This window comes from Streptomyces durocortorensis, assembly GCF_031760065.1.
Lineage (GTDB): Bacteria > Actinomycetota > Actinomycetes > Streptomycetales > Streptomycetaceae > Streptomyces.
Genome location: NZ_CP134500.1, coordinates 4,927,351 through 4,949,638 on the forward strand (window position 1 = coordinate 4,927,351; position 22,288 = coordinate 4,949,638).

Sequence of the window (22,288 nt, forward strand, 5' to 3'; positions counted from 1 at the left end):
TGTGAGGTAAGGCTCACCTGGAATCCGCCGGGGTTCCCGGCCCGTGGGGCACGCCGGTTGAAGGGGTAGTCGCGATCTATCGCGTTTGGGTAGGCTGGGACGGTGGATCTGGAGAAGCAGCCTCAGCAGCCCGCCGCGCCGACAGTGCCGACCGCTCCGCCGACCGCCGCCGCGGACGCCGACGGCATGCGCGCCTCCGACGCGGACCGCGACCGGATCGCGGACATCCTGCGGGAGGCGATGGCCGAGGGCCGTCTGACGGCGGACGAGCACGCGGAGCGGGTCGATCTGGTCTACCGCGCCAAGACCGTCGGCGAACTCCAGCCGCTGGTCCGTGACCTGCCCGCGTCCTCCGCCCCCGCCGCCGAGCGGCCGGGCCCCCGCCCGTACAGCTACGGCCCCGAGGCCCCGGACGGCCCCGCGGACAATCTCGTCGCGGTCTTCAGCAGCTCCGTCCGTAAGGGGCGTTGGCGGGTCGGCGGCCGGACGAACGCCTTCGCGCTCTTCGGCAGCGTGGAGATCGATCTGACCGAAGCGCTTTTCGGCCAACGCTTCACCGTCATCAACGCGACGTCCATCTTCGGCAGCGTCGAGATCAGGGTCCCGGAGAACATCTCGCTGCGCGGCAACGGAACGGGCGTGTTCGGCAGTTTCGAGGTGAAGACGCTCGAATCGGCCGATCCGGAAGCACCGGTCGTCGTCGTGAACGGCTATTCCGTGTTCGGGAGCGTGGAGGCGAAGCCCAAGCGGGGCAAGTTCGTCGCGGACCTCCAGAAGCGGCTGCGCAAACACTTCGGTCACTGAATGCCGTGCGACGGGCACGCCGTTAACCGGCGTTAATCGGCCAGTGTGCTGCGCGGGCGCATTGTGCCGCGTAGCGCGTCGGTGCCACGCAGTGCATAGGCGTACGCACAGCGGGTAGGGAGTGCTGCATCGTCTCTCGCTCGCGAAGCCGTAGCCGTCGTCAGGAGTAGACCGTGCTGCAACCGCCGCATCAGCCTCTGCAGGTCGCCGCCGTTCCGGCCCAGCGGACCCCCGCTCGGGAGGACGATGCGGGCCCCTGGCATTCGGAGGCGGCCTGCCGCCGTGACGAAGCGGGCCTGTTCTTCGCCCCGTCGAAGGAACCGACCGCCGCCCGGCTGGCCCGCGAGGAGGCCGCGAAGCGCGTCTGCGCCCGCTGTCCGGTCATGGTGGAGTGCCGGGAGCACGCGCTGATGCAGCCCGAGCCGTACGGGGTGTGGGGCGGGCTCACCGCCGCCGAACGCCGGGTGGCCCTGGCCCGGCGCCGCCGGCGCGACATCGAGCTGACGGCCGCGACGACTGCCGAGCACATAGCCGCGGCGGGCTGAAGGCACGGAGAACGTACGGGAGGGGGTGCGGCAGCGATTCGTCGCTCCCGCACCCCCTCCCCGCCGCATCTCCGCCCGCGTCCCTCGGCCCCCTCGCTCGCGGAGCTACTTCGCGCGGTCGAAGTCGATGGCGCTGTAGGCGCGCAGCTTCGACAGCCGGTGCGTCGAGCTGATGGTCCGGATCGTGCCGGACTTCGAGCGCATCACGATCGACTCGGTGGTCGCCGTCTCCGCGCGGTACCGCACACCGCGCATCAGCTCACCGTCGGTGATCCCCGTCGCCACGAAGAACACGTTGTCGCCGCTGACCAGGTCGTCGGTCGACAGCACCCGGTCCAGATCGTGGCCCGCGTCCAGCGCGCGCTGCCGCTCGGCCTCGTCCTTGGGCCAGAGCTTGCCCTGGATGACGCCGCCGAGGCACTTTATGGCGCACGCCGAGATGATGCCCTCGGGTGTGCCGCCGATGCCCATGAGCAGGTCGACGCCGGTGCCCTCGCGGGCCGCCATGATCGAGCCCGCGACATCGCCGTCGGAGATGAACTTGATCCGCGCACCCGTCTCGCGGATCTCCTTGACGATGCCCTCGTGGCGGGGGCGGTCCAGGATGACCACGGTGACGTCCTCGGGCGTGGAGTTCTTCGCCCGCGCGACGCGCCGGATGTTCACCGACACGGGTGCGTTGATGTCGACGAAGTCCGCCGCCTCGGGCCCCGTGACCAGCTTGTCCATGTAGAAGACCGCGGACGGGTCGAACATCGCGCCGCGGTCGGCGGCCGCCAGCACGGCGATGGCGTTCGGCATGCCCTTGGCGTTGAGCGTGGTGCCGTCGATCGGGTCGACGGCGATGTCGACCTCGGCGCCGGTGCCGTCGCCGACCCGCTCGCCGTTGAACAGCATGGGGGCCTCGTCCTTCTCGCCCTCGCCGATGACGACGACGCCGTTCATCGAGACGGTCGAGACGAGGGTCCGCATGGCCTTCACGGCGGCGCCGTCGGCGCCGATCTTGTCGCCGCGGCCCACCCAGCGCCCGGCGGCCATGGCGGCGGCCTCGGTGACCCGGACCAACTCCAGGGCCAGGTTGCGGTCGGGGGCCTCCGGGGAGACCTCTAGCTGGGACGGCAGATGATGCTCGGACATCGGAGCGCACCTTTCTGTACGGCGACGACCGGATATGAGGGTGCTGTGACTCTATCGGTAGGTCGATAAAATGAGCAGAGCGGGTCACGCATGAGCACGCTGGGTGACCCGCCCGCCGGACACCGCCCCACCCCTGCCCCACCCCACCCTGCGTCCGGGCGCGCGAGGGTGCGTGCCACCATGGACCCCGTGGCAAGCAAGCGAGGCAAGCAGACGGCCAGGAACATGCTCCTGTCGACCCTGGTGACCGCCGCCTGTGCGGGCGTCATCTACATCTTCATTCCGCACGACGAGAACGCCGACCCGATCAAGGCCGTCGACTTCTCCGTGGAACTGGCGACGGTGCGCACGACCGCGCCCTACCCGGTGGCCGCGCCGGAAGGGCTGCCCGAGAAGTGGAAGGCCACGTCCGTGACGTACGACAGAACCGCGGGCAAGGCCTGGCACCTCGGCTTCCTCGACCCGGACCGCAGGTACGTCGCGGTCGAGCAGTCCATCACTCCCGCGCGCGAGTACGTCCCCGAGGTCACTCACAAAGCCAAGGACACCGGGGCCACCGAAGCGGTCGCGGGCCGCACGTGGCAGGTCTGGGAGGGCCCGAAGTACAACGCCCTCGTTCTCCAGGAGAAGGGCCACACCACCGTGGTCACGGGCTCGGCGCCCAAGGAGAGCCTGATCGAGATGGCCGCCGCGCTGAAGACGGAGGCGGCGGCTCCCTGAGCGGGGTACGCAACTGCGAAGGGGCCCCGCGGGCACCACGGGCTGCGCCGGGGCCGCCCACGAGTCGTACTCACGCACGAAGGGGCCCCGGAACATCGTGTGTTCAGGGGCCCCTCGGCGTACGGACGCGTACGGCGGCTCTCCGGACGGGCGAGCGATCCGCGCTCAGACGGTCGTGACGACCTCGTCGAAGGAGAGGCGCGGGCTGCGCGGGAACCAGGCGTCCTCGCCCGGCTTGCCGATGTTGACGACCATCAGCGGGGTGTGGTCGCCGTCCAGGAACTCCTTCTGGATGCCCGCGGCGTCGTAACCGGTCATCGGGCCGGCGGCCAGACCGGCGGCCCGGACACCGATGATGAAGTAGGCGGCCTGGAGCGCGGCGTTGAGACCGGCGGCGGACTCACGGGCCGGGCGCTCGGAGAAGAAGAGGTCCTTCGCCTGCGGGAAGTGCGGAAGCAGCGCCGGGAGTTCCTCGTGGAACTCGTTGTCGGCGGCGAGGATCGCGACCAGCGGGGCGGTGGCGGTCTTCGGGCGGTTGCCCTCGGCCATGTGCTGCACCAGGCGCTCGCGGCCCTCGGCGGAGCGGACCAGGACGACGCGCAGCGGCGACTGGTTGAAGGCGGTCGGGCCGAACTTGACCAGGTCGTAGATCGCCTGGACCTGCTCGTCGGTCACCGGCTCGTCGGTGAAGGTATTGGCGGTGCGGGCCTCGCGGAAGAGGAGGTCCTGAGCGGCGGGGTCGAGAACGAGCGACATTTGGTGTGTACCTTCCAGGCGGAGCAGGGGTTGGCGATGCACCGACCGTAAGCCAGGAATAGGTTAACTTTCAACTAAATCGGTGTGAGAGTGATCCACTCCACAGGCCGAGAGCCTTGCGGGCAGGTGAACGGCCTGCGCCCGCCCGCCTGCCCGCGTCTCTGAGAGGTAGGGCCGTTGAGGTGCTCAGCCGTCGGCGGCCGTGCCGGAGCCGCCGGAGCCGGATTCCGGGCGGGCGAGCGCGGCGTCCAGCCGCGCCCGGGCACCCTCAAGCCAGTGCCGGCAGACCTTGGCCAGCTCCTCGCCCCGCTCCCACAGGGCCAGCGACTCCTCCAGCGTCGTGCCGCCCGCCTCCAGCCGGCGTACGACCTCGATCAGCTCGTCGCGCGCCTGCTCGTACCCGAGCGTGCCCGTCGCGGCAGCCGCCGCCGTACTGTCGTCCGTCATGTGATCCACCCTAGGTCTGTCGTCCTGTGCCCCACCGTTCCGCGGAGGCTTCGTGTCCGCGGGCCTCACCCGTCCACCCGCACCGTGAACTCGCCCTCCGACACCCGCGCCCGCAGCGGCTCGCCGGGGGCCCCGGCCTCGTCGGGGGAGCGCACCACATGGCCGTCGGGCCGCTGGAGCACCGCGTACCCCCGCTCCAGCGTCGCGGCCGGTGACAGCGATACGACCCGGGCGAGGGTGTGCGAGAGCTCCGACTCGGCCCGGTCCAGCAGATGGCCCAGCACCCGGCGGCTGCGCCCGAGAAGCGCGTCCACCTCGGCCTCGCGCTCGTCCACCAGCCTCTGCGGGCGCTCCATCGCGGGACGGCCCAGCGCGTGCGCGAGCCCGCGCTCCTCGCGGTCCAGGATGCCCCGTACGGTCCGGAGTGCCCGGTCCCGCAGCTGCTGTACCCGCTCCAGCTCCTCGCCCACGTCGGGGACGACCTTCTTGGCCGCGTCCGTGGGCGTGGAGGCGCGCAGGTCGGCCACCAGGTCCAGCAGCGGGGAGTCGGGCTCGTGCCCGATCGCGGAGACCACCGGCGTACGGCAGGCAGCCACGGCCCGGACCAGCTGCTCGTCGGAGAACGGCAGCAGGTCCTCGACGCTGCCGCCGCCCCGGGCCACCACGATCACGTCCACCTCGGGCAGCGCGTCCAGCTGCTCGACCGCCTGCACCACCTGAGCGACCGCGTTCACCCCCTGCACGGCGGTGTTGCGGACCTCGAAGCGCACGGCGGGCCAGCGACGACGGGCGTTCTCCAGGACGTCGCGCTCGGCGGCGGAGGCCCGTCCGCAGACCAGCCCGATGAGCTGGGGGAGGAACGGCAGCGGCTTCTTGCGGTCCAGCGCGAAGAGCCCCTCGGCGGCGAGCGACTTCTTCAGCTGCTCCAGCCGCACGAGCAGCTCGCCGATCCCGACCGGCCGTATGTCCGTGGCCCGCAGCGACAGCTGCCCCCGGGGCGCGTACCACTCGGGCTTGGCGAGGACGACGACGCGTGCGCCCTCCGTCACCACATCGGCGATCCGGTCGAAGACCTGCCGGAAGCAGGTCACGCTCACGGAGATGTCGTGGGACGGATCGCGCAGGGTCAGAAAGACGACCCCGGCCCCCGGCCGCCGCGACAGCTGGGTGATCTGCCCCTCCACCCAGATGGCACCGAGCCGGTCGATCCACCCTCCGATGAGCCGTGACACCTCACCGACGGGCAGCGGTGCTTCGGCGGACGTGTTGAGAGCCATACGGGCGAGCGTATCGGCAGCCACCGACAGGACGAGGGGGCCGCGCGCCCGTACGGCACGGAACCGGAGGCTCGCCTCGGGGCAGGACCCGACGGGTACGCCCCCGGACCGGCCGCACACGTCTCCGTACGACCCCGAACCGACCGTTCACCTCCCCGTACGGCTCCGACCGCCCGCCCCTTGTACGGCCAGCACCACCAGCCCCACGCCGAACCAGCAGAGCCCCACCAACTGGGCGCTCGTCGTCGCCTCCACGATGACCGCGACCAGGATGCCCGCGCCGAACACCGGGACGAGGACGTGCCGCCACCACACCGGCGGCCCTGCCATCCGGCGGATGACGAACCAGCCGACCACCGACGCGTGCAGCATCACGAACGCGGTGAGCGCACCGATGTCCACGACGGAGACCAGATGGTCCAGGCCGTCGTCGCGCCGGGCGGCCCACACGGCGGCCACCATCGTCACGGCCGCCGTGCCCAGGATCGCGAGCCGCGGCACGCCCGACTTCGGGTCGACCTTCGCGAGGACGGCCGGCAGCCGCCGCTCCCGGGCCATCGCGAAGACGAGCCTCCCGGCGGCCGCCTGCCCCGCCAGCGCGGCGAACGCGGCGCCGATCGCCTTGCTGACCGCGACCAGGTCATGCAGCCAGGTCCCGACGGAGGCGTCGACGGCGTCGTAGAAGGCCGACCCCTGGGCCGCCGGATCCGCGGCCAGCTCCGCCGAGCTCGTCGGCTCCAGCAGTGCTGCCAGGTAGGTCTGGACGACGAACAGCACTCCGGCGAGCACCAGACAGAAGAGCACCGCCCGCGCCACCTTCTGCGAGCCGCCCGTCACCTCCTCGGCGAAGGAGGCGATGGCGTCGAAGCCCAGATACGACAGCACGGCGATCGACACGGCCCCCAGCACCGCCGCCATGGAGAACGCGGTGTCCCCGGTCAGCGGTGTCAGCCAGCCGCGCTGCGCCCCGTCCCGTACGAGGACGACCACGGCCGACACCACGAACACCAGCAGCACCACGATCTCCATGGCCAGCACGGCGAAGCCGACCCGGGCGGCCGCCCGCACGCCCCAGAGATTGAGCAGCGTGGTCACGAGCACCGCGAGCGCGGTCCACACCCACCGCGAGACCTCCGGGACCAGGGCGTTCATCGCGATCCCGGAGAAGAGATAGGCGACGGCGGGGATGAGCAGATAGTCGAGCATCGCCATCCACCCGGCGATGAACCCGGGTCCTTCCCCGAGCCCTTTCCGCGCATATGTGAACACCGAACCGGCCAGCGGGGCGACCCGGACCATCTGGGCGTAACTGAAGGCGGTGAACGCCATGACGACGGTCGCCACGAGGTAGACGAGCGCGACCGCGCCGCCGGACTTCGCGTCCAGGGTGCCGAACACCCCGACGGGGGCCATGGGGGCGATGAAGAGCAGCCCGTAGACGACGAGATCCCGGAACCCGAGCGTCCGCCGCAGCCGCCCCGCCTCGACGCTGCTTCCGGAGACCGACGTCATGAACCCTCCACCATCACCGTCCGGCACCAACCGCTCACCCGCGACCACCAGTCTCTCCACCGGGACGTCGTGGCGCCTGTTCGGCACGGCCTTACGATGGGACGCATGACTGCAACGCCCAGCCCGTCACCCGCCGCCGCCCCGAGCGGAGGCGCTACGCGCCGCAGTAACACCCGCCGTGTCCTGCTCGCCGCACCCCGTGGCTACTGCGCGGGCGTGGACCGTGCCGTGATCGCCGTCGAGAAGGCCCTGGAGCAGTACGGGGCCCCGATCTACGTCCGCCACGAGATCGTGCACAACAAGTACGTCGTGCAGACCCTGGAGAGGAAGGGCGCGATCTTCGTGGACGTCACCGCGGAGGTGCCCGAGGGCTCCATCGTGATGTTCTCCGCGCACGGAGTCGCGCCCACCGTCCACGCGGAGGCCGCCGAGCGCAAGCTCGCCACCATCGACGCGACCTGCCCGCTGGTCACCAAGGTCCACAAGGAAGCCGTCCGGTTCGCCAAGGAGGACTACGACATCCTCCTGATCGGCCACGAGGGCCACGAAGAGGTCATCGGCACCTCCGGCGAGGCCCCCGACCACATCCAGCTCGTCGACGGCCCCGAGGACGTCGCGAACGTCGAGGTCCGCGACGAGTCGAAGGTCGTCTGGCTCTCCCAGACGACCCTTTCCGTCGACGAGACGATGGAGACGGTCGACGCGCTGAAGTCGAAGTTCCCCAACCTCCTCTCGCCGCCCAGCGACGACATCTGCTACGCCACGCAGAACCGCCAGATCGCGGTGAAGAAGCTGGCCGAGGACGCCGAACTGGTCATCGTGGTCGGTTCCAAGAACTCCTCGAACTCCATTCGCATGGTCGAGGTCGCCCTCGACGCGGGCGCCCCCGCCGCCCACCTGGTCGACTTCGCGAGCGAGATCGACGAGACATGGCTGGAGGGCGTGACCACGGTCGGCCTGACCTCCGGTGCCTCGGTGCCGGACGTGCTGGTCGACGGGGTCCTGGAGTGGCTCGCGGAGCGCGGTTACGCGGACGTGGAGACGGTGAAGACGGCCGACGAGTCGATCACCTTCTCGCTCCCCAAGGAGCTCCGCCGCGACCTGCGCGCCGAGGCAGCCGCCCTTTCCGCCGAGTAGCCGGGCAAGGGGCCCGGCCTGCCCGTACGGTGGATTCCATGGAGATCTTCGGCGTGGACATCGGCGGATCCGGGATCAAGGGCGCTCCCGTGGACCTGGACCGCGGAGACCTGGCGCAGGAACGCCACAAAGTGCTGACACCGCACCCGGCCACGCCCAAGGGCGTGGCCGACTGCGTGGCCGAGGTGGTCGGTCACTTCGACTGGTCGGGCCCCATCGGCATCACGTTCCCGGGGGTGGTCACGGACGGGGTCACCCGCACCGCGGCCAACGTCGACAAGGGCTGGATCGACACGGACGCCCGCACGCTGCTGGGCGAGCGCATCGGGCAGCCCGTCACGATCCTGAACGACGCGGACGCGGCCGGGGTCGCCGAGATGACCTTCGGCGCGGGCAAGGGCCGTAAGGGCACGGTCATCGTGCTGACGTTCGGCACGGGCATCGGCAGCGCGGTCTTCACCGACGGCGTCCTCGTCCCCAACACCGAGCTGGGCCACCTGGAGCTGAACGGCCACGACGCGGAGAAGCACGCCTCCACGAAGGCCAAGGAGGACGAGGATCTGAGCTGGCAGCACTGGGCGCACCGGGTCCAGAAGTACCTGCGCCATGTGGAGATGCTGTTCTCGCCCGAGCTGTTCATCATCGGCGGCGGCGTGAGCCGCAAGGCGGAGAAGTTCCTGCCGCTGATCGAGAAGGTGCGGGCGGAGATGGTGCCGGCGCAGCTGCAGAACAACGCGGGGATCGTGGGAGCGGCGATGGCGGCGGCGGGCACGGCGCACGGGCGGCCCTGAGGCAGGTGAGGGGCCGCGGCAGGGCCCCTCGGACCGTACGGAGATGGTCGCGTGGGAACTCCGGAGCCGCCGCACGGACAACGCCGCCGCACGGACAACGAGGCAGGGACCTGAGGCAGGGGCCTCGGACAGAGGGACCTGAGGCATGGACCACTTGGGGCCTCAGGGCCGCGCGGACACCGCAGTCAGCCCCGCTGGGAACGGCGTGAGGTCGGCCCCGCCCCGGCGCGTACCGGCTTGGAGGCACCGGCACGAGCACCGACCGCACCAGCGGTGGCGGCCGCGGTGGCGGCCGTACCGGTGCCGGCAGAGGCAGCACGGGGAGCTCTCCCCGGCCCGCCGCCCCACCTCTGGGAGAGCAGATACCGCCGCCGGGCACGCATCTGCCGCACCTTGCGTACGGAGGCGATGAGGCCCGCGACGAGGGTTCCTCCGTACAGCCAGCCGGCGTGGACGGCGAGGGCGGTCACCAGGCCCATGACCTGCCCGCCGAAGCCGTCGGAGCCCCCGGAGATCGGGAAGATCCCGACGGCGAAGGCGATGGGCACGCTGATCGGGGCGGTGACCAGGTCGGCGGGCCTGACCCAGAGCGCGGTCAGCGCGCTCACGGGCAGGAAGAGGAGTCCGTACACAAGCTCGGAGCCGCCGAAGAGCAACCGGTCGATACAGGCGAGCACGAACATGGTGAGGGCGGCGAACAGCCCGGCCCCGATCCCGGTGAGCCGGGGATTGGGAAACCGCCGCAGCGCGAGGACCACGGGCGGCACGGCACGCGCCCGCCCTCCGGGCCTGCCCAGCACCCGGTAGACGGCGGAACTCTCACCGAAGGAACCACCCGGCGGAGGCGGCGCGGACGCACCGGGCGCGGGCGGGGCGGTCGCGGCCCGCGGGGACGGCCGGCGCTGCGGGGGACGTGTCCTGTGCTGCTCCACCTGCCCAACGTAGGTCGCGGGACGGGGGGAATCAGGCGATGGACACGCGCTTTGGCCGACCTTGGGGTTGCGTTCGATGTCACACGGCCGAAAGCCGCACTGTTTCGGGCCGGCGGGAGGGGCCGGAAGGCCGCACTGTTCGGGCCGGCGGGAGGAGCCGGAAAGCCGCACTGTTCGGGCCCGCGGGGCAGGCCCGTAAACTGGGGAATCGGTCCACTCCGGGACCCGGCCCGAACGGCCGAGCCGGACCCGGACGCCCCTGACCCCCTCCTCACTCCAGGAAGTCGCCAAAGTGTCGCTCACGATCGGAATCGTCGGTCTGCCGAATGTCGGCAAGTCGACCCTGTTCAACGCCCTGACCAAGAACGACGTGCTGGCGGCCAACTACCCGTTCGCCACGATCGAGCCGAACGTCGGCGTGGTCGGCGTCCCGGACCCGCGCCTGAACAAGCTCGCGGAGATCTTCGGTTCCCAGCGGCTCCTCCCGGCGACGGTCGACTTCGTCGACATCGCGGGCATCGTCCGGGGCGCCTCGGAGGGCGAGGGCCTGGGCAACAAGTTCCTCGCGAACATCCGCGAGTCCGACGCGATCTGCCAGGTCATCCGGGCCTTCAAGGACGAGAACGTCGTCCACGTCGACGGCAAGGTCTCGCCGAAGGACGACATCGAGACGATCAACACCGAGCTGATCCTCGCTGACCTCCAGTCCGTCGAGAAGGCCGTCCCGCGCCTGACGAAGGAGTCCCGCCTCCAGAAGGAGAAGGTCGCGGTCCTCGCCGCGGTCGAGGAGGCGAAGAAGATCCTGGAGACCGGCCAGACCCTGTTCGCCGCAGGCATCTCGGCGGGCACCGAGAAGGGCAAGCTCCTCCACGAGCTGCACCTGCTCACCACCAAGCCTTTCCTCTACGTCTTCAACGTCGACGAGGACGAGCTGGTCGACGAGGACTTCAAGAACGAACAGCGCGCCCTGGTCGCCCCCGCCGAGGCGATCTTCCTGAACGCCAAGATCGAGTCCGAGCTGATCGAACTGGACGACGACGAGGCCCTCGAACTGCTCCAGTCCATGGGCCAGGAAGAACCCGGCCTCGCCACCCTCGGCCGCGTCGGCTTCGAGACCCTGGGCCTCCAGACCTACCTCACGGCAGGCCCCAAGGAAGCCCGGGCCTGGACCATCAAGAAGGGCGCCACGGCCCCGGAGGCGGCCGGTGTGATCCACACCGACTTCCAGAAGGGCTTCATCAAGGCGGAGATCGTCTCCTTCGATGACCTGGTGGAAACCGGCTCGGTCACCGAGGCCCGCGCCAAGGGCAAGGCCCGCATGGAGGGCAAGGACTACGTGATGCAGGACGGGGACGTGGTGGAGTTCCGCTTCAACGTCTGATTGGACGTGAATAACGGCCTGACCTGCGAGAAGGCAGGTCAGGCCGTTGTGCTGTCCGCAGCAGTCCGCAGAACCTGGAGCGGTTACGTGTCGTAGACCGTGGAGCGGTGTCCGACGTGTACGACCCACACCACTAGTTCCCCATTGTCGATGGTGTAGACGACGCGATAGTCGCCGACTCGTAGGCGGCGGCGCTCAGGCTGGGATACGAGTGCGGTGGTGTTGAAGCCGAAGGGGTCGCTCTCCAGCTCTGTCAGTTTGGCCAGGATGCGAAGCGCCATGTCGCGCGGGATCTTGCGAAGCTCGGCCTGGGCCTCGGGACGGAACGTCGTGCGGTAGTCACTCACTGCGTGCCAGTGTCTCCCTCATCACGTCCTCGATCGGGACGCCGGCGGCCGGGCTCGCCATGCGCTCGTCGATGATGCGGTTGATCTCGCGCTCTTCCCACTCCTGGTACTTGCGCAGCACCTCGATCGAGACCACGGCGGCGACCTGCTTGCCGCGACGGGTGATGACAGTGGGCATGTCGTCGCGGTCGGCCCGTTCGACGACTTCGGCCAAGTGAGCGCGTACGTCGCGGATGGACTCTATGGGCAGCGGCTGAGTCATGCCTCAAGGGTACCGAGTGTGTCATGTGTACACAATCTGGTTGCGTGCACTCGTTGGGATGAGCCGCCGATTGGGTGGCTGATTCCGGGGACAGAGCTCCGGGAGCAGTTCACTCTCTTCCCCTTATCGTTTGTGAGGTCACAAGCGTGATCGTCTTGGCGCCGCTATACGCGTCAATCTTCAGTGTGGCCGCGGTCTGTATCGGCGGGAGGCTGCTAGCCGACGTCCCGCTGCTCGCATTCCCTGTGCATCGTCCGGGGGCGTGGCTGCGGCGGTTCCACGCGCCACATCGACGGGCCCGGCGGCACGTCGAGGAACTGGTACAGAAGTCGCAGGCGTCTCTTCTGCGCCTCGGCGTTCAGCCGCCCGACCGTTGGCTGCGCGCGGTGCTGATGAGGTGGCGATTGGCGGAGCGCGGCGAATGGTGGTCGTCATGGGTGCTGGCGCTCCTGGCGCTGACGGCGTTGACATTGGGGCTCATGCTTGCAGCAGCAGCCGAGTCGCACCTACAGGCTCTTCTGTGGGTGCTCCTGCCCAGCTGGTCGCTTCAGTGGCTCGTGGTGCTGCATGTCCGGTTGTCCGACATCGCGATGCGCCGTGGCTCTGCGGAGGCGAACCTATATCGCGCCGCGGTCGATGTACTGCTCGCCTGCGGCACTCACCATCGGCAGCCGCGAACCACGAGCACAGTTGACCTCGTGCGGTGTGTGAGGAGGCTGCGAAGGGCACTGGTGTGTTACGCGCGGTTCGGGCTACCGCGATGTGCTCAGGGGCGTGCGAGAGATGTCGCCCAGGCGATGATTCTTGATCGCGCGTTCGCTGAAGCGATTGATTCCGTGCTGGCGGACCGGCGTCAGCTGGCGGCCCTGGCGAGCAGGGTCGTCGACCTGATGAATGCCCTGGCTCGCCAAGAGCCGCTGAGCTTGGTCGGTGACGATGGCGCAGTGGTTGATGTCCTGGAGGGAGGGAGGACCTTCAAATCCTGGCAAGCGGCCGGCGTGGTGTTCCTGGCTTTTTCGGTCTGTTCCGGTGTTGCGCTCGGGTTCCAGAGCCTCGGACTAGAGTCCGCCTGCCTCTCCGCCATGCTGTCGGTGTTTGCCGCCTGCGCATGGACCGTAATGGATCGCTACGGGTTTCTTGGAGGGTGCCGGCCTCCGGCTCAGGTGGGCACGACTTCCGCAGTTCCAGGCACTGGTGCGGAAACCCATACGGAGGTGGAGCTCGCTCAACGAGGTCGGTTTTCATGAGGCTTCGGCCGTGCTGGATACGTGCTGGACGCAGCTCTCTGACGCGCCCACGGGGCCCGGTTCTTCGGAGTCGAGCCCCCGTGGGCTTACCTGGCTGCCGGATCAGCTTTCGTCCTCGTCCTCGGTCTGTTCGCGAGCCGCGCCGTCGCCCTGGTCGGGCGTCGGGAGGAGGGTCCGTCTGATCTCGTCGGCGGCCTCGTACAGCTCGGCCATCTCCAAGCTCATTACGACACGGTTCACGAGCACCGTGTACTCGTCCATGTCAGGCTTCACGCCCACCGCCGCCAGCAGCAGTACCAGCCGGTCGGCGGCCCCGACCTCCGCCTCGCGGTCGAAGGGCCCTACTCCCGGGCCGGGGTCGTTCCACAGATGGCCGCCGTCGGTCACTCCGCTCCGCGCGCTCGCGGTTGGGACGAGCAAGTGGCGGAAGAGTTCGGGCACCTCCTCGTCGTTGGCGGCCGCGGCGATCTGGGCGAGCGGGCCGATCATGTCGACCGCCTTCTCGATCTCGTTCTCGTGCCGGGCCAGCCACCAGACCACCGCGCTGCCCGCGCTCTGGAGCACGTCGTCACCGAGGTAGCGCCGCTTGTTGCGCTCGTGCTGGCGCTCGTACTCCCAGATCTCCTCGTCCTTGCGCAGGTCGCTCAGCTTCCGGAGGCGCTCGCGGTCGGCGGGGGCGAGGGCCAGCGTCGCGTCGGCCGCCAGGGCCATCACCCGTCCGCTCCGGTCGGGGAGCGGGACGCTCAACTCTCCCTCCAGGAAGAACCGCGCGAAGCTCGCTCGGCCGGGCTGCTCGCGACGGACGATCTCGAGGGCCCGGCTGACGACCGCGGACACGGCGAGGGCCGGGGAGGCCCCGTCGGACCGGCCGGTGTGGTCGAGGACCGGCCGCCACCACACGGTTGCGGAGAAGAGGAAGTCGTAGCCGTCCACGGCGCTCGGCAGCGCCGCGTCGATCACCCGGGTTTCCTGGTAGGGCTGCTCCGTGGGCGCCGCGGGCGGCTCGGGTTGCCCGGCTTCGCTCTCGTACGAGGCGGCTGGCACGCGGCCTCCACCCTGGAGCGTCATGACGAGCAGCAGCGAGCCCGAGGCGGTGACCACGGACATGAAGCCCCAGAGCCAGACCGACCAGTGCAGCAGGTTGCCGAGCACAACCGGTGTCAGGCCGCAGAGCGCGACGAACGGCAGGCTGAGAAAGCGGTGTCTCATCGTGCCTCTTCCGTGGTCCGTGGTCCAGTGCCCGCACGCTGCGTACGGTCGGCGCGGGCGTACTGCGCCTGGTCGATGTGCTGCCACAAGCGGGCGGCGACGGCAGTCCGGGCCGGGTCGCGGGCCTCGCCCGCCCAGTCGCAGGCGATGGTATAGAGGCGGTGGAGGGCAATCGTGCGCCCGTGAGCCGCCCTGACCATCACGTCCAGCGCCATTTCGCGCGTACGGTCGCACGCCACGGTGTCGAGCCAGCTCTTCACCAGGCGGTTCCAGAGCTTCGTCGGTGGCTGGGAGAACACCGTCTCCCAGCCCAGGAACAGGTCCGGCCACCGTGGCGGGTCCGGTACCCGATCGCTGCTCAACAGCTCGGTGAGGAGCCGAAGAGGGGGCTCGGCCGCGCGGGAGTCCCGGCGCGCCGGAACCCGTAGACGGTCCATCAGTAACCGGTACAGCCGGTGATCGTTGCCGACGAGCCCGAAGAGTGCCTCCCCGGCCGCGCGGGCAGCCTCCCCTTCCCGTACGGCGAGGTGCCGCAGCCGCACCACGGCCTGATCGGGGTGGGTTAAGGCGAGACTCTGGACGCACGCGGCGGTCAGGGCGCGGACGAGGCCGTCCGACAAGGAGTTGGAGTTCACGCAGTCGTACATCCGTCGGCGGAACCAGACCCCGAACCCCTCGTGACTGAGGCCGAGTTCGAGGGCCGCTACGGTTCGCGGGTCGCTGGACGCCCCGGTTCCGCCGTTCGCCCACCGGGCCGCGAGGTCGAAGAGGTGGTCGGGTCGACCGGCGGCCAGCGATCGCTCGCCGAAGCGGACGACGATGTTCATCTGGTCGTCGGTGGTCAGACCGGGAAGCCCGGCGGCCACGCCGATCCATTCCGCGAGCTTGTCGCGCAGCCCTGGGAAGTTCGCCCAGAAGTACGTCCGTACCGCGTCGGCGTAGGCCAGTTGCTTGAAGCGGAGCCGTCCGTCCGGGTCCCGCTCGATTCCGAGGGCCGTCAACCGCTGCCCGAAATCCATCCGCGCGAGCTCGGTGGCCGCCTCGTCCTCGTGCCCCACCGTCTTCAGCAGGCCGCGCCACGCCTCGTGGACGGTGTCGGCGTGCGCTTCCTCGAACACCGCCGCCGCGAGCAATAGGGCCCGCTCGGGCGCGGTACGGGCCGTGGCCACTCGCTGGCCCACCTCGGTGGCGCGGTCGGTCACCGCGCGCAGGGCCTGGTCGAGCCAGCTCGCGAAGTCGGTGCCGAACCGGCCGCTGTCGCGAGCGGTCCTCACCAGGCCCGCTAGCCGCGCCAGTTCCCGCATGGGGGAGCGGTCGTACAGCAGCCGGAGGTCGGGGCGCTCCAGGTCCGCGGGGCTGAAGGGCATCAGGTCCATCCGGAGGTGCCGGGTGATGACGGCGATGCCCCGCGGGCGTTCCAGCGTCACCGTGTGCGGTGCGAGCTCCGGCGGATGGGCGTGCGTCATGCCCGAGGGCAGAACGACGACCAAGTGGGCCCGGGCTTCCTGGACCTGTGTCCGGAGCCCGGCCAAGCGGCGCTGGGCTTCGGTGTACGCCTCCTCGTCGGCGACCCGGGAGAGGTCGAGGAGGAAGCGGTCCCCCGGACCGGGGGCAGCAGGTCGCGCGTCCCCGTCCTTGTCCCCGTCCTTGTCCCTGGGCCTGTCCGGGGTGGGAAGCTCCTCGAACCGGACGTCTCCCGCATCGGTGTCGTCGTCCTCACCGAGCTCGTGCAGCAGCATGATCGCCGCGGCGCGACGGCCGGTGCCGGGCTGGGCGTCGAGCAGCACCACCGAGCCGGGTTTCTCCAGGCGGTCGGCGGCGACGCGGTAGTTCACCGGCGGGGCGAACCGGTCGGCCAGATGCAACCGGTCCTCGCGGACGATCCGCAGTGGTTCCGCACTTCTGCGGATCCTCCGCGCAGCTCGGGCGCCGTAGAAGACGTACTGAGGCCCCGGGCCGTTGTTCACGGGGCCACGGGCATCGTTGACGGTGACGCGGTCCTGCGCGGTCATCGTCGATCGTCCGAGGGCCGGCGCTCGCGCTCGAAGCGCTGGTGCACCGTGCCGCTGTTGTCGCCCGCGGTGAACTGGACCCCAGTGTTGTCGCCGTCGAAGTGGGGGGCGTTGTACTGAGGCCCCGGACCGGTGTTCACCGGCCCCTGCGGCTCGTTGACGAATGTGCCGAGGTCGCCGTTGAGGTTTCCGATGCCGCCGCGCACACGTTGCTCGACGTCGCGCGTCCGCATCCTGGTATGCCCCGCGTCCTTGGCCGACCCCTTGCGGGACTTCGTCTGCGCCCTGTCCCGCGCAGCGGAGGCGTCGCGGTCCACCGCGCCCAGCTCGGGCAGCTGCCGGGCGAGGGCGTCGCCGAGCACCGCTAGGTCCGCGTCGCTGTTGCGGTGGTCGAAGCGCTTGTACTGGCAGTCCGCCAGCTCACGCAGGTCTTCCGGGAGGATGACGCGGTCGATCCGCGTGGCCTTTCCGACGAGCACGGGGATGACCAGGATTCCGCGGTCGAGCGCGGTCCGGATCTCGCGGCGGGTCCAGTCCTGCTCAGCTTCGAGGGCGGGGCGTCCGTCGGGCCCCAGGACTTCTGTCCAGCGCGGGCCGATCACCGCGATGAGCGCGTCGCACTTCTCCGCCGCCCCGTCCAGTTCCGCCGGGAAGCGGTGTCCGAGCTCGATCGAATTGCTGGCGAAGAAGATGTGCTCGCGGCCGAACCGCCGGACGAGTTCCCGGGCGATCAGGGCCGCGGCGGATTCCTCGTCGCCTGTGCGGTAGTTGATGAAAACGTCGGACATGCGGATTCCCTTCGTGAGAGGAACGGAGGACGGAGATGGGGGTGCGACCTCGTGGCGGCATGGCGCAGCCATCGGACGCGTACGCAGGGGGGTGCGCCGACCCGGCGGGTCACGGGTCGCGGGCAGCCCGAAGGAAGCGAGGGCCACTCGGCGTGATGCGTCAGTCGGGGATCAGAAGGTCCGCAGGTCCGGATGGACCGGGACCGGGACCGCAGATCCGGCGAGCCGGGCGGCTCGAGCCGGTGTCGGTCGGGGAGCGGCTGTCAGTCGTGCGCGGGGGCGAGTACGCGTGCCAGCGCGGGCTGCAGATCACGTACGGCGCTGCTGCTCCGGAACCGGGAAAGTTCCCGTGCGAGACGCCGAACGTCGCTGTTTACCGTCGCCGACGGAACGGCTGGCATTACGCCGAGCAGCTCCGCGGCGATCGTGCACGCGTGCTCGACCTCTCCGGAAGCGGCATGGGCCAGGGACCTGCGGAAGCCGTACCGGGCGCGGGTGCGCAGCGCGTGCGGCGGGAGGCGGTGGTACTCCCGGTCGAGTACCTCGGCGGCGGCCTTGGGGTGGCCGAGGTCGTGCAGGCACCAGCCGGTCGACATCTCCGCAGGATCGCTCACATGGGAGGTGCCGATCACGGGCTCGGCGCCCTTGCGGGCGTCGTCGCCGGCGAGGAGTTCCCGCGCCCTGTCTAGGCTGCGGAGGCAGTCGACTTCGTTGCCGACGAGCGCGTGCCCCTGGGCCTCCCGTTGGGCCGCGAGTCCCCGGATACGCGGCGGGAGTTCGTTGCTCTGGGCGCGGCGGGCCAGGGCGATGGTGCCAGCGGCGTCCCCGCCGTACATCGTGACCAGGGCGCGTCGCACCAGTGCGTAGGAACCGAGGTACGGGTCACCCCCGGCGCGCGCCAGTTCGGCGGCCTCGCCGGTCCAGTCGAGTGCCGCTTCACTGTCCCCGGCCTCCTGGGCCATCCAGCCGGTGAACTCCGCGAACCGCGAGGCGAGCACGAGCGCAGGGGCCCGAGAAACGGACCGGGCGTCGGCAGCCAGCCCGGTGATCATGTGGGTCTGCGTCTCCAGCAAAGGCAGCAGGATCTTGGGTGCGGTGGACTGACCGAGCTTCCGCAGGTGGTCGAACTGCATGCGGAAGGTTGGCAGGAGGGGGTCGTCGGTGGAGGGTAGCGCTTGACCGCCGAGTTTCAGGCCGAGGTCGATCAGCGCTCCCGTACCCGCGGAGAGGACCGCCCGGCGCCCGACGAGCCAGCGGCTCGGAGCGGCCGAGGATTCGGCGTTGCCCGAGTCCGAGTCTGTCTCGGGACGGGTGACCAGTCGCTGCAGCTCGCCGTCCGCGCCGAGGAAGGCGTCGCACCGCCGGGCCAGTTCGGAGGACGCGGAACGCTCCCCGCGCTCGACCTTGCTGAGGTGCCCCTTGTCATAGTTGAGCGCCTCGGAGAACTCAGTCAGAGTCAGTCCCGCTTCTATTCGTAAGCGGCGAAGTTCCGGGCCAAAACGTAAAGTCGTGCTCATCATCAACCTCCCCTTGGATCACCGGTCGACACGAAACCCGACGGCGAACACCTGCTGTGACGGCATCGTTTCGCTTCGCATCTGAAAGCGAGTGTGGCACGACGCGCGCCTGGAGAATCGGGGTTCGGCGGTGTTGCCCGTTGCCTCCTTCGTTTCTCCGTTGTTCCCCGTCGGTTCCTTGGAGTGACCGGTTTCGACCCACGATCGGGACGAAGCGTGGGGGTGGACCGCGATCGCGGAACGTGCCGAAGCGTTCGGCGTGTGGCCACCCGGGTCGCATGGCGCGACCGTGTTTCAGCTCGCGGTAGCGCGGGTGGTCCGAGTCCTTCCTCGTCACGTAGCGCTCGATCACGTGGCCGTAGCCGATTTCCTCGGGGCGCTGGAACGGCATGAGGTCACCTTTCCGGGTGTAGGTCGGTGCGGTCGATCCAGGTGGGAGCGACGAAGATGTTGTCGGCGACGGGGGCTTCGGTGGCTTCCAGAAGGGACCAGGTGCGGGCTTCCTCGACCAGGTGCTCCCAGGGCGCGGTCCAGTCGAGCAGCCAGTCGAGGCCGGTGCCGGAGACGCCGTACGTGTGGCCAGCGTCCACTCGCCAGAACTGTGAGTAGAGGATCAGTTGGGAGTGGTCGGCCAGGTCGTCGATGATCTCCGCGAAGTGGGCCGAGGGCCAGCCGGGGCTGTCCGGTCCGGTACCGGCTTGCAGTCGGGTGGTCAGGGAGGGGACGACGGGGCTGCGGGCGCCGAGATCGGTCAGGGCCCAGCGGATGGCGACGGGTTCGGACTCGTCGGGTGGAGTCTGCCGCTCCAGGCAGGCGCGGTAGGCGCAGCACAGGGGCTCGACCGCATCCTCGATCTCCAGGCCCGCCAGGGCCGTGGCCGCCCACTGACGGACGGTGGGGTTGTCGCTGTCGAGCAGGGTGACCAGGGCGGGGCCGCAGCGGGGGTCGGCGACCTCCTCGAAGACCTCGATGGCGGTCAGTTGTCCGAAGCCCTCGCGGGAGGGGAGGGCGTCGAGGATGGCGGGGGTGGCGGCGGATCCGATGTGGATCAGTTCCGCGCGGGCGTCGTAGGACTCGCCGGACTTGCCGTCGAGCTGCTGGACGAGTCTCTCGATGTCGGTGGTCTTGACGCCGGGTGGTCGAGGCGCCAGAAGGTGGGGAGCCACCAGCAGAGCACCGAGCGGTCGGCGGGCCACGGGGCGCGGTCCTCGGCCGCCCAGTCCTCGAAGGAGTCTCGCGTCAGGTCGATGGGGCGCCAGGCGGGGTCGAGGGGCTCGTCCTTGGCCGCGGAGGGCGGACGTACTGCCGGTCATGCTGGTCGCAGGCGCCGAAGTCCTGGTAGTTGAGCTGGGCCTCGATCAGGGAGACCCTGTTCGCCCCGACGGACGTTGTCGGCCAGCGGAACTGGACCCCGTCGTCCTCCCAGAAGTAGACGGGGCAGATCTCGTAGGAGCCGGGCATGGCGTCGAGCACGCGGTGCCCGCAGCAGGGACAGGGGTAGCGGTCGCTCACCTGCGCAGTCTCGTTGGAGGTCCGGCCGGTGCGCCATGGATTTCTCCGCCTCGGCACCCCCGGGCAGTCCGCAGCCAGTCCGCAGGACACCCGTAAACGGTCGTCGGGAGTCAACGCATGACAACGATAAAATCCCAGGTCAGAGCCCTGGAGTGGGCTCCGCCGCAGGTCAGGATCAGACGTCAGACATTCCGCTTCAACGTGTAGTCGCTCCGTTGCTCCACGTTGGCCAGGTTCGTCGAACGAGCAGGCCAGAAGGGGTCGGACTCTGGCGAGTCCGACCCCTTCTGTATGACCGTGCTGGCTTCTCAGCTGCTTCGGGGCGGTGTGAGCTTGTCGAGGTCCAGGCTGACCTCGAAGGGCACGGGGCGCTGGAGGGTGCCTCGGAAGATCCCGGCGGGCGCGTATGCGCCGGTGGGGTCGTCGAGCTCGTAGACGTGGACGACAGGTGCCCCGCCCCCGTCCTCGATGCACCAGTAGTGCGGGATGCCGGCCTCCGCGTACTTGCGGAGCTTTACTGTGCGATCGCGATGGGCGGACTCGGGGGAGACGACCTCGATGACGAGCTGGACGTCTTCTGGCGCGAACCAGGTGCGGTCCCCGTCGAAGGCGGCCGTCGTCACCAGCAGATCCGGTTCGGGACGGTTGCGCGGGTCGAGCTTGATGGTCATCTCGCGGCCGACTCTGGTGTCGGCGGGCACCTGCTCCATGAGCGCGGCCGTGAGCATCGTGACGAGGTGGCCATGCCACCACCTCTGGGGCGCCATCGTGAAGACGAGGGCTCCGTCGATCAGCTCGGTGTGGCGGGGCGCCTCGGGGAGGCGGTCGAGGTCGTCCGCGAATCAGCCTTCCGCACGCGGCGGGCGCATCCAGTCGGGCAGTGCGGTCATGGCTTCACGGTAGCGGCCCGGAGCTCAGGCTGGGGAGCCGGCGATCTCGGCCGGACGACTATCGGTAACTTTCCACGCTGTAGCCAGCTACCTGCCTCGCATCCCGTCGTGAGCGACTCAGCGGTTCAGGTCGCCACGGTGGGCATTTCCTTGGCGGCTCTTGTCTTCTCCACGACGGCCGTGTTTTGGGCCCGCGTGGAGAAGTTCCGGGCCCGCGTGGAGAAGTTCCGGGCCCGCGTGGAGAACCAGCGTCGGGCGAGGGCGGTTGCCCAGGCCAACGCCCTCACGGAGAAGGCCCAACGGGAGCAGGTGGAACCGTACGTCATCGGCGGCATCCGGCCACGCCCCTTGAGGTCGTCGCGGAGTGCCGGACTCGCAGGGGCTGGTGTGGCGGCCAGGCGTCGTACGTCTCCTCACTGCCATGCCGAGGTCTGCTGCCGGGCCGGGAAGAGCCCCGGGCGGCGTAGACTCGAAGGCCGATATCGGTTTCGTCACTGCCGCGACGGCGGCGCGGAGGTGTACGGGGTGCGGGAGTTCCAGCGGGGCGCGGTGCGGCTGCACATCCTGCACCACGCGGCCGAGGAGGAGATCCACGGCGCGTGGATGACCGGGGAACTGGCCCGCCACGGCTACCAGATCAGCCCCGGGACCCTGTACCCCACGCTGCACCGTCTGGAGGCCGACGGACTGCTCATCTCCGAGCAGCAGGTCGTCGACGGCCGGACACGGCGCGTCTACCGGGCCACCGAGGCCGGGAAGGAGGCCCTCGCCGAAGACCGCAGGGCCCTCAAGGAGCTGGCCCGCGAGGTCCTCGGAGACGACGGCGCCCCGGCCTGATCAGTCGAAGACGGCCGGTGAGCTTGCCGGGGTGGCGGCCTGCGCGCGGGCCGGGCGGGCGTCGGGGGAGTAGGCGCCCGCGCCGACGAGGAGCAGGCCCTCGGGCAGGAGGACGGCAGCCACGTAGGCGCGGATAAGGACCGTCGCGGCGGGTGCACTGGTCGTGGTCGGCTTCGCCTGCCGGGTGCTGGGCTGTGCCATAGGGGGATGCGCCTCCCGGGGGCGTAT

The 22,288-nt window shown here is 70.0% G+C and carries 23 protein-coding genes and 1 pseudogene; 8 read left to right on the forward strand and 16 right to left on the reverse strand.

The features are described 5' to 3' along the window. Positions 1–102 precede the first annotated feature (102 nt). Together RI138_RS22010 and RI138_RS22015 are read left to right on the forward strand one after the other, a co-directional pair. Positions 103–804: a DUF1707 SHOCT-like domain-containing protein gene (locus tag RI138_RS22010; RefSeq protein WP_311121299.1), complete on the forward strand. Its 702-nt coding sequence runs from the start codon at positions 103–105 to the stop codon at positions 802–804. Positions 805–977: 173 nt separating this feature from the next. Next, positions 978–1,349, forward strand: coding sequence for a WhiB family transcriptional regulator (locus RI138_RS22015; protein WP_096627193.1), 372 nt, complete (start codon positions 978–980; stop codon positions 1,347–1,349). A 105-nt stretch (positions 1,350–1,454) separates the two neighbouring features. Here the strand turns inward: RI138_RS22015 and glpX are convergent, their stop codons facing one another. Further along, positions 1,455–2,486: a class II fructose-bisphosphatase gene (gene glpX / locus RI138_RS22020; protein WP_030580130.1), complete on the reverse strand. Its 1,032-nt coding sequence runs from the start codon at positions 2,484–2,486 to the stop codon at positions 1,455–1,457. A gap of 180 nt (positions 2,487–2,666) precedes the next feature. On the opposite strand from glpX, the gene RI138_RS22025 reads away from it, so the two are divergent. Then, on the forward strand, positions 2,667–3,206 hold the full coding sequence (locus RI138_RS22025; protein ID WP_096627194.1) for a DUF4245 domain-containing protein: 540 nt from the start codon (positions 2,667–2,669) through the stop codon (positions 3,204–3,206). 165 nt (positions 3,207–3,371) lie between these two features. Here RI138_RS22025 and RI138_RS22030 read toward each other — a convergent pair whose 3' ends face one another. The 4 genes from RI138_RS22030 to RI138_RS22045 all read right to left on the reverse strand — a co-directional run bounded on the left by RI138_RS22030 (position 3,372) and on the right by RI138_RS22045 (position 7,198). Beyond that, positions 3,372–3,962, reverse strand: a complete 591-nt coding sequence (locus RI138_RS22030; protein ID WP_096627195.1) for a malonic semialdehyde reductase — start codon at positions 3,960–3,962, stop codon at positions 3,372–3,374. Positions 3,963–4,148: 186 nt separating this feature from the next. Further along, the gene (locus RI138_RS22035; RefSeq protein WP_311121300.1) at positions 4,149–4,409 is read right to left on the reverse strand and encodes an exodeoxyribonuclease VII small subunit; all 261 of its coding nucleotides are present in this window, start codon (positions 4,407–4,409) and stop codon (positions 4,149–4,151) included. A gap of 65 nt (positions 4,410–4,474) precedes the next feature. Beyond that, positions 4,475–5,686, reverse strand: a complete 1,212-nt coding sequence (gene xseA / locus RI138_RS22040) for an exodeoxyribonuclease VII large subunit (protein ID WP_311121301.1) — start codon at positions 5,684–5,686, stop codon at positions 4,475–4,477. A gap of 147 nt (positions 5,687–5,833) precedes the next feature. Beyond that, positions 5,834–7,198 (reverse strand): APC family permease, encoded by a 1,365-nt coding sequence (locus tag RI138_RS22045; protein ID WP_311122974.1) that lies wholly within the window; start codon positions 7,196–7,198, stop codon positions 5,834–5,836. Positions 7,199–7,294: 96 nt separating this feature from the next. Here RI138_RS22045 and RI138_RS22050 point away from each other — a divergent pair, with 96 nt between their 5' ends. Both RI138_RS22050 and ppgK read left to right on the forward strand, forming a co-directional pair. Further along, positions 7,295–8,335: a 4-hydroxy-3-methylbut-2-enyl diphosphate reductase gene (locus RI138_RS22050; RefSeq protein WP_398863464.1), complete on the forward strand. Its 1,041-nt coding sequence runs from the start codon at positions 7,295–7,297 to the stop codon at positions 8,333–8,335. 38 nt (positions 8,336–8,373) lie between these two features. After that, a complete protein-coding gene (ppgK, locus tag RI138_RS22055; protein WP_311121303.1) occupies positions 8,374–9,126 on the forward strand; it encodes a polyphosphate--glucose phosphotransferase in 753 nt (250 codons plus the stop codon). A 185-nt stretch (positions 9,127–9,311) separates the two neighbouring features. Here ppgK and RI138_RS22060 read toward each other — a convergent pair whose 3' ends face one another. Continuing rightward, positions 9,312–9,923 carry a DUF6542 domain-containing protein gene (locus RI138_RS22060; RefSeq protein ID WP_311122975.1) on the reverse strand — a complete coding sequence of 204 codons (612 nt, stop codon included), beginning with the start codon at positions 9,921–9,923 and terminating at the stop codon, positions 9,312–9,314. A gap of 427 nt (positions 9,924–10,350) precedes the next feature. On the opposite strand from RI138_RS22060, the gene ychF reads away from it, so the two are divergent. Then, entirely contained in the window at positions 10,351–11,439 is a 1,089-nt protein-coding gene (gene ychF, locus RI138_RS22065; protein ID WP_096627200.1) for a redox-regulated ATPase YchF, read from the forward strand. An 83-nt stretch (positions 11,440–11,522) separates the two neighbouring features. Here ychF and RI138_RS22070 read toward each other — a convergent pair whose 3' ends face one another. Beyond that, a complete protein-coding gene (locus RI138_RS22070) occupies positions 11,523–11,786 on the reverse strand; it encodes a type II toxin-antitoxin system RelE family toxin (protein ID WP_311121304.1) in 264 nt (87 codons plus the stop codon). Further along, on the reverse strand, positions 11,779–12,048 hold the full coding sequence (locus RI138_RS22075; RefSeq protein ID WP_072483971.1) for a type II toxin-antitoxin system Phd/YefM family antitoxin: 270 nt from the start codon (positions 12,046–12,048) through the stop codon (positions 11,779–11,781). The genes RI138_RS22070 and RI138_RS22075 overlap by 8 nt, the downstream gene beginning before the upstream one ends. A gap of 146 nt (positions 12,049–12,194) precedes the next feature. Between RI138_RS22075 and RI138_RS22080 the strand changes: the two genes are divergently transcribed. Next, complete coding sequence (locus RI138_RS22080) at positions 12,195–13,295, forward strand: hypothetical protein (RefSeq protein WP_311121305.1); 1,101 nt, start codon at positions 12,195–12,197, stop codon at positions 13,293–13,295. 102 nt (positions 13,296–13,397) lie between these two features. Here RI138_RS22080 and RI138_RS22085 read toward each other — a convergent pair whose 3' ends face one another. The 7 genes and pseudogenes from RI138_RS22085 to RI138_RS22115 all read right to left on the reverse strand — a co-directional run bounded on the left by RI138_RS22085 (position 13,398) and on the right by RI138_RS22115 (position 21,223). Continuing rightward, complete coding sequence (locus tag RI138_RS22085; protein WP_311121306.1) at positions 13,398–14,504, reverse strand: hypothetical protein; 1,107 nt, start codon at positions 14,502–14,504, stop codon at positions 13,398–13,400. After that, positions 14,501–16,516 (reverse strand): hypothetical protein, encoded by a 2,016-nt coding sequence (locus RI138_RS22090; RefSeq protein ID WP_311121307.1) that lies wholly within the window; start codon positions 16,514–16,516, stop codon positions 14,501–14,503. Before RI138_RS22090 ends, RI138_RS22085 begins: the two co-directional genes overlap by 4 nt. Further along, a complete protein-coding gene (locus RI138_RS22095; protein ID WP_311121308.1) occupies positions 16,513–17,304 on the reverse strand; it encodes a toll/interleukin-1 receptor domain-containing protein in 792 nt (263 codons plus the stop codon). The genes RI138_RS22090 and RI138_RS22095 overlap by 4 nt, the downstream gene beginning before the upstream one ends. 263 nt (positions 17,305–17,567) lie before the next feature. After that, complete coding sequence (locus RI138_RS22100; RefSeq protein ID WP_398863470.1) at positions 17,568–18,824, reverse strand: helix-turn-helix domain-containing protein; 1,257 nt, start codon at positions 18,822–18,824, stop codon at positions 17,568–17,570. 392 nt (positions 18,825–19,216) lie between these two features. After that, positions 19,217–20,017, reverse strand: coding sequence for a HEAT repeat domain-containing protein (locus RI138_RS22105; protein WP_311121309.1), 801 nt, complete (start codon positions 20,015–20,017; stop codon positions 19,217–19,219). A gap of 43 nt (positions 20,018–20,060) precedes the next feature. After that, a complete protein-coding gene (locus RI138_RS22110; RefSeq protein WP_311121310.1) occupies positions 20,061–20,333 on the reverse strand; it encodes a CPCC family cysteine-rich protein in 273 nt (90 codons plus the stop codon). A gap of 308 nt (positions 20,334–20,641) precedes the next feature. After that, positions 20,642–21,223, reverse strand: a pseudogene (locus RI138_RS22115) (Uma2 family endonuclease). A gap of 525 nt (positions 21,224–21,748) precedes the next feature. Here RI138_RS22115 and RI138_RS22120 point away from each other — a divergent pair. After that, on the forward strand, positions 21,749–22,060 hold the full coding sequence (locus RI138_RS22120) for a PadR family transcriptional regulator (protein ID WP_311121311.1): 312 nt from the start codon (positions 21,749–21,751) through the stop codon (positions 22,058–22,060). Here RI138_RS22120 and RI138_RS22125 read toward each other — a convergent pair whose 3' ends face one another. After that, a complete protein-coding gene (locus tag RI138_RS22125; RefSeq protein WP_311121312.1) occupies positions 22,061–22,261 on the reverse strand; it encodes a hypothetical protein in 201 nt (66 codons plus the stop codon). Positions 22,262–22,288 lie beyond the last annotated feature (27 nt).

Coding starts and splice junctions, on each gene's coding strand:
- RI138_RS22045 (WP_311122974.1), bottom strand. CDS start 7,198: ATGACGTCGGTCTCCGGAAGCAGCGTCGAGGCGGGGCGGCTGCGGCGG.
- RI138_RS22090 (WP_311121307.1), bottom strand. CDS start 16,516: ATGACCGCGCAGGACCGCGTCACCGTCAACGATGCCCGTGGCCCCGTG.
- RI138_RS22035 (WP_311121300.1), bottom strand. CDS start 4,409: ATGACGGACGACAGTACGGCGGCGGCTGCCGCGACGGGCACGCTCGGG.
- RI138_RS22030 (WP_096627195.1), bottom strand. CDS start 3,962: ATGTCGCTCGTTCTCGACCCCGCCGCTCAGGACCTCCTCTTCCGCGAG.
- RI138_RS22025 (WP_096627194.1), top strand. CDS start 2,667: ATGGACCCCGTGGCAAGCAAGCGAGGCAAGCAGACGGCCAGGAACATG.
- RI138_RS22050 (WP_398863464.1), top strand. CDS start 7,295: ATGGGACGCATGACTGCAACGCCCAGCCCGTCACCCGCCGCCGCCCCG.
- glpX (WP_030580130.1), bottom strand. CDS start 2,486: ATGTCCGAGCATCATCTGCCGTCCCAGCTAGAGGTCTCCCCGGAGGCC.
- xseA (WP_311121301.1), bottom strand. CDS start 5,686: ATGGCTCTCAACACGTCCGCCGAAGCACCGCTGCCCGTCGGTGAGGTG.
- RI138_RS22100 (WP_398863470.1), bottom strand. CDS start 18,824: ATGATGAGCACGACTTTACGTTTTGGCCCGGAACTTCGCCGCTTACGA.
- RI138_RS22125 (WP_311121312.1), bottom strand. CDS start 22,261: ATGGCACAGCCCAGCACCCGGCAGGCGAAGCCGACCACGACCAGTGCA.
- RI138_RS22075 (WP_072483971.1), bottom strand. CDS start 12,048: ATGACTCAGCCGCTGCCCATAGAGTCCATCCGCGACGTACGCGCTCAC.
- RI138_RS22085 (WP_311121306.1), bottom strand. CDS start 14,504: ATGAGACACCGCTTTCTCAGCCTGCCGTTCGTCGCGCTCTGCGGCCTG.
- ppgK (WP_311121303.1), top strand. CDS start 8,374: ATGGAGATCTTCGGCGTGGACATCGGCGGATCCGGGATCAAGGGCGCT.
- RI138_RS22095 (WP_311121308.1), bottom strand. CDS start 17,304: ATGTCCGACGTTTTCATCAACTACCGCACAGGCGACGAGGAATCCGCC.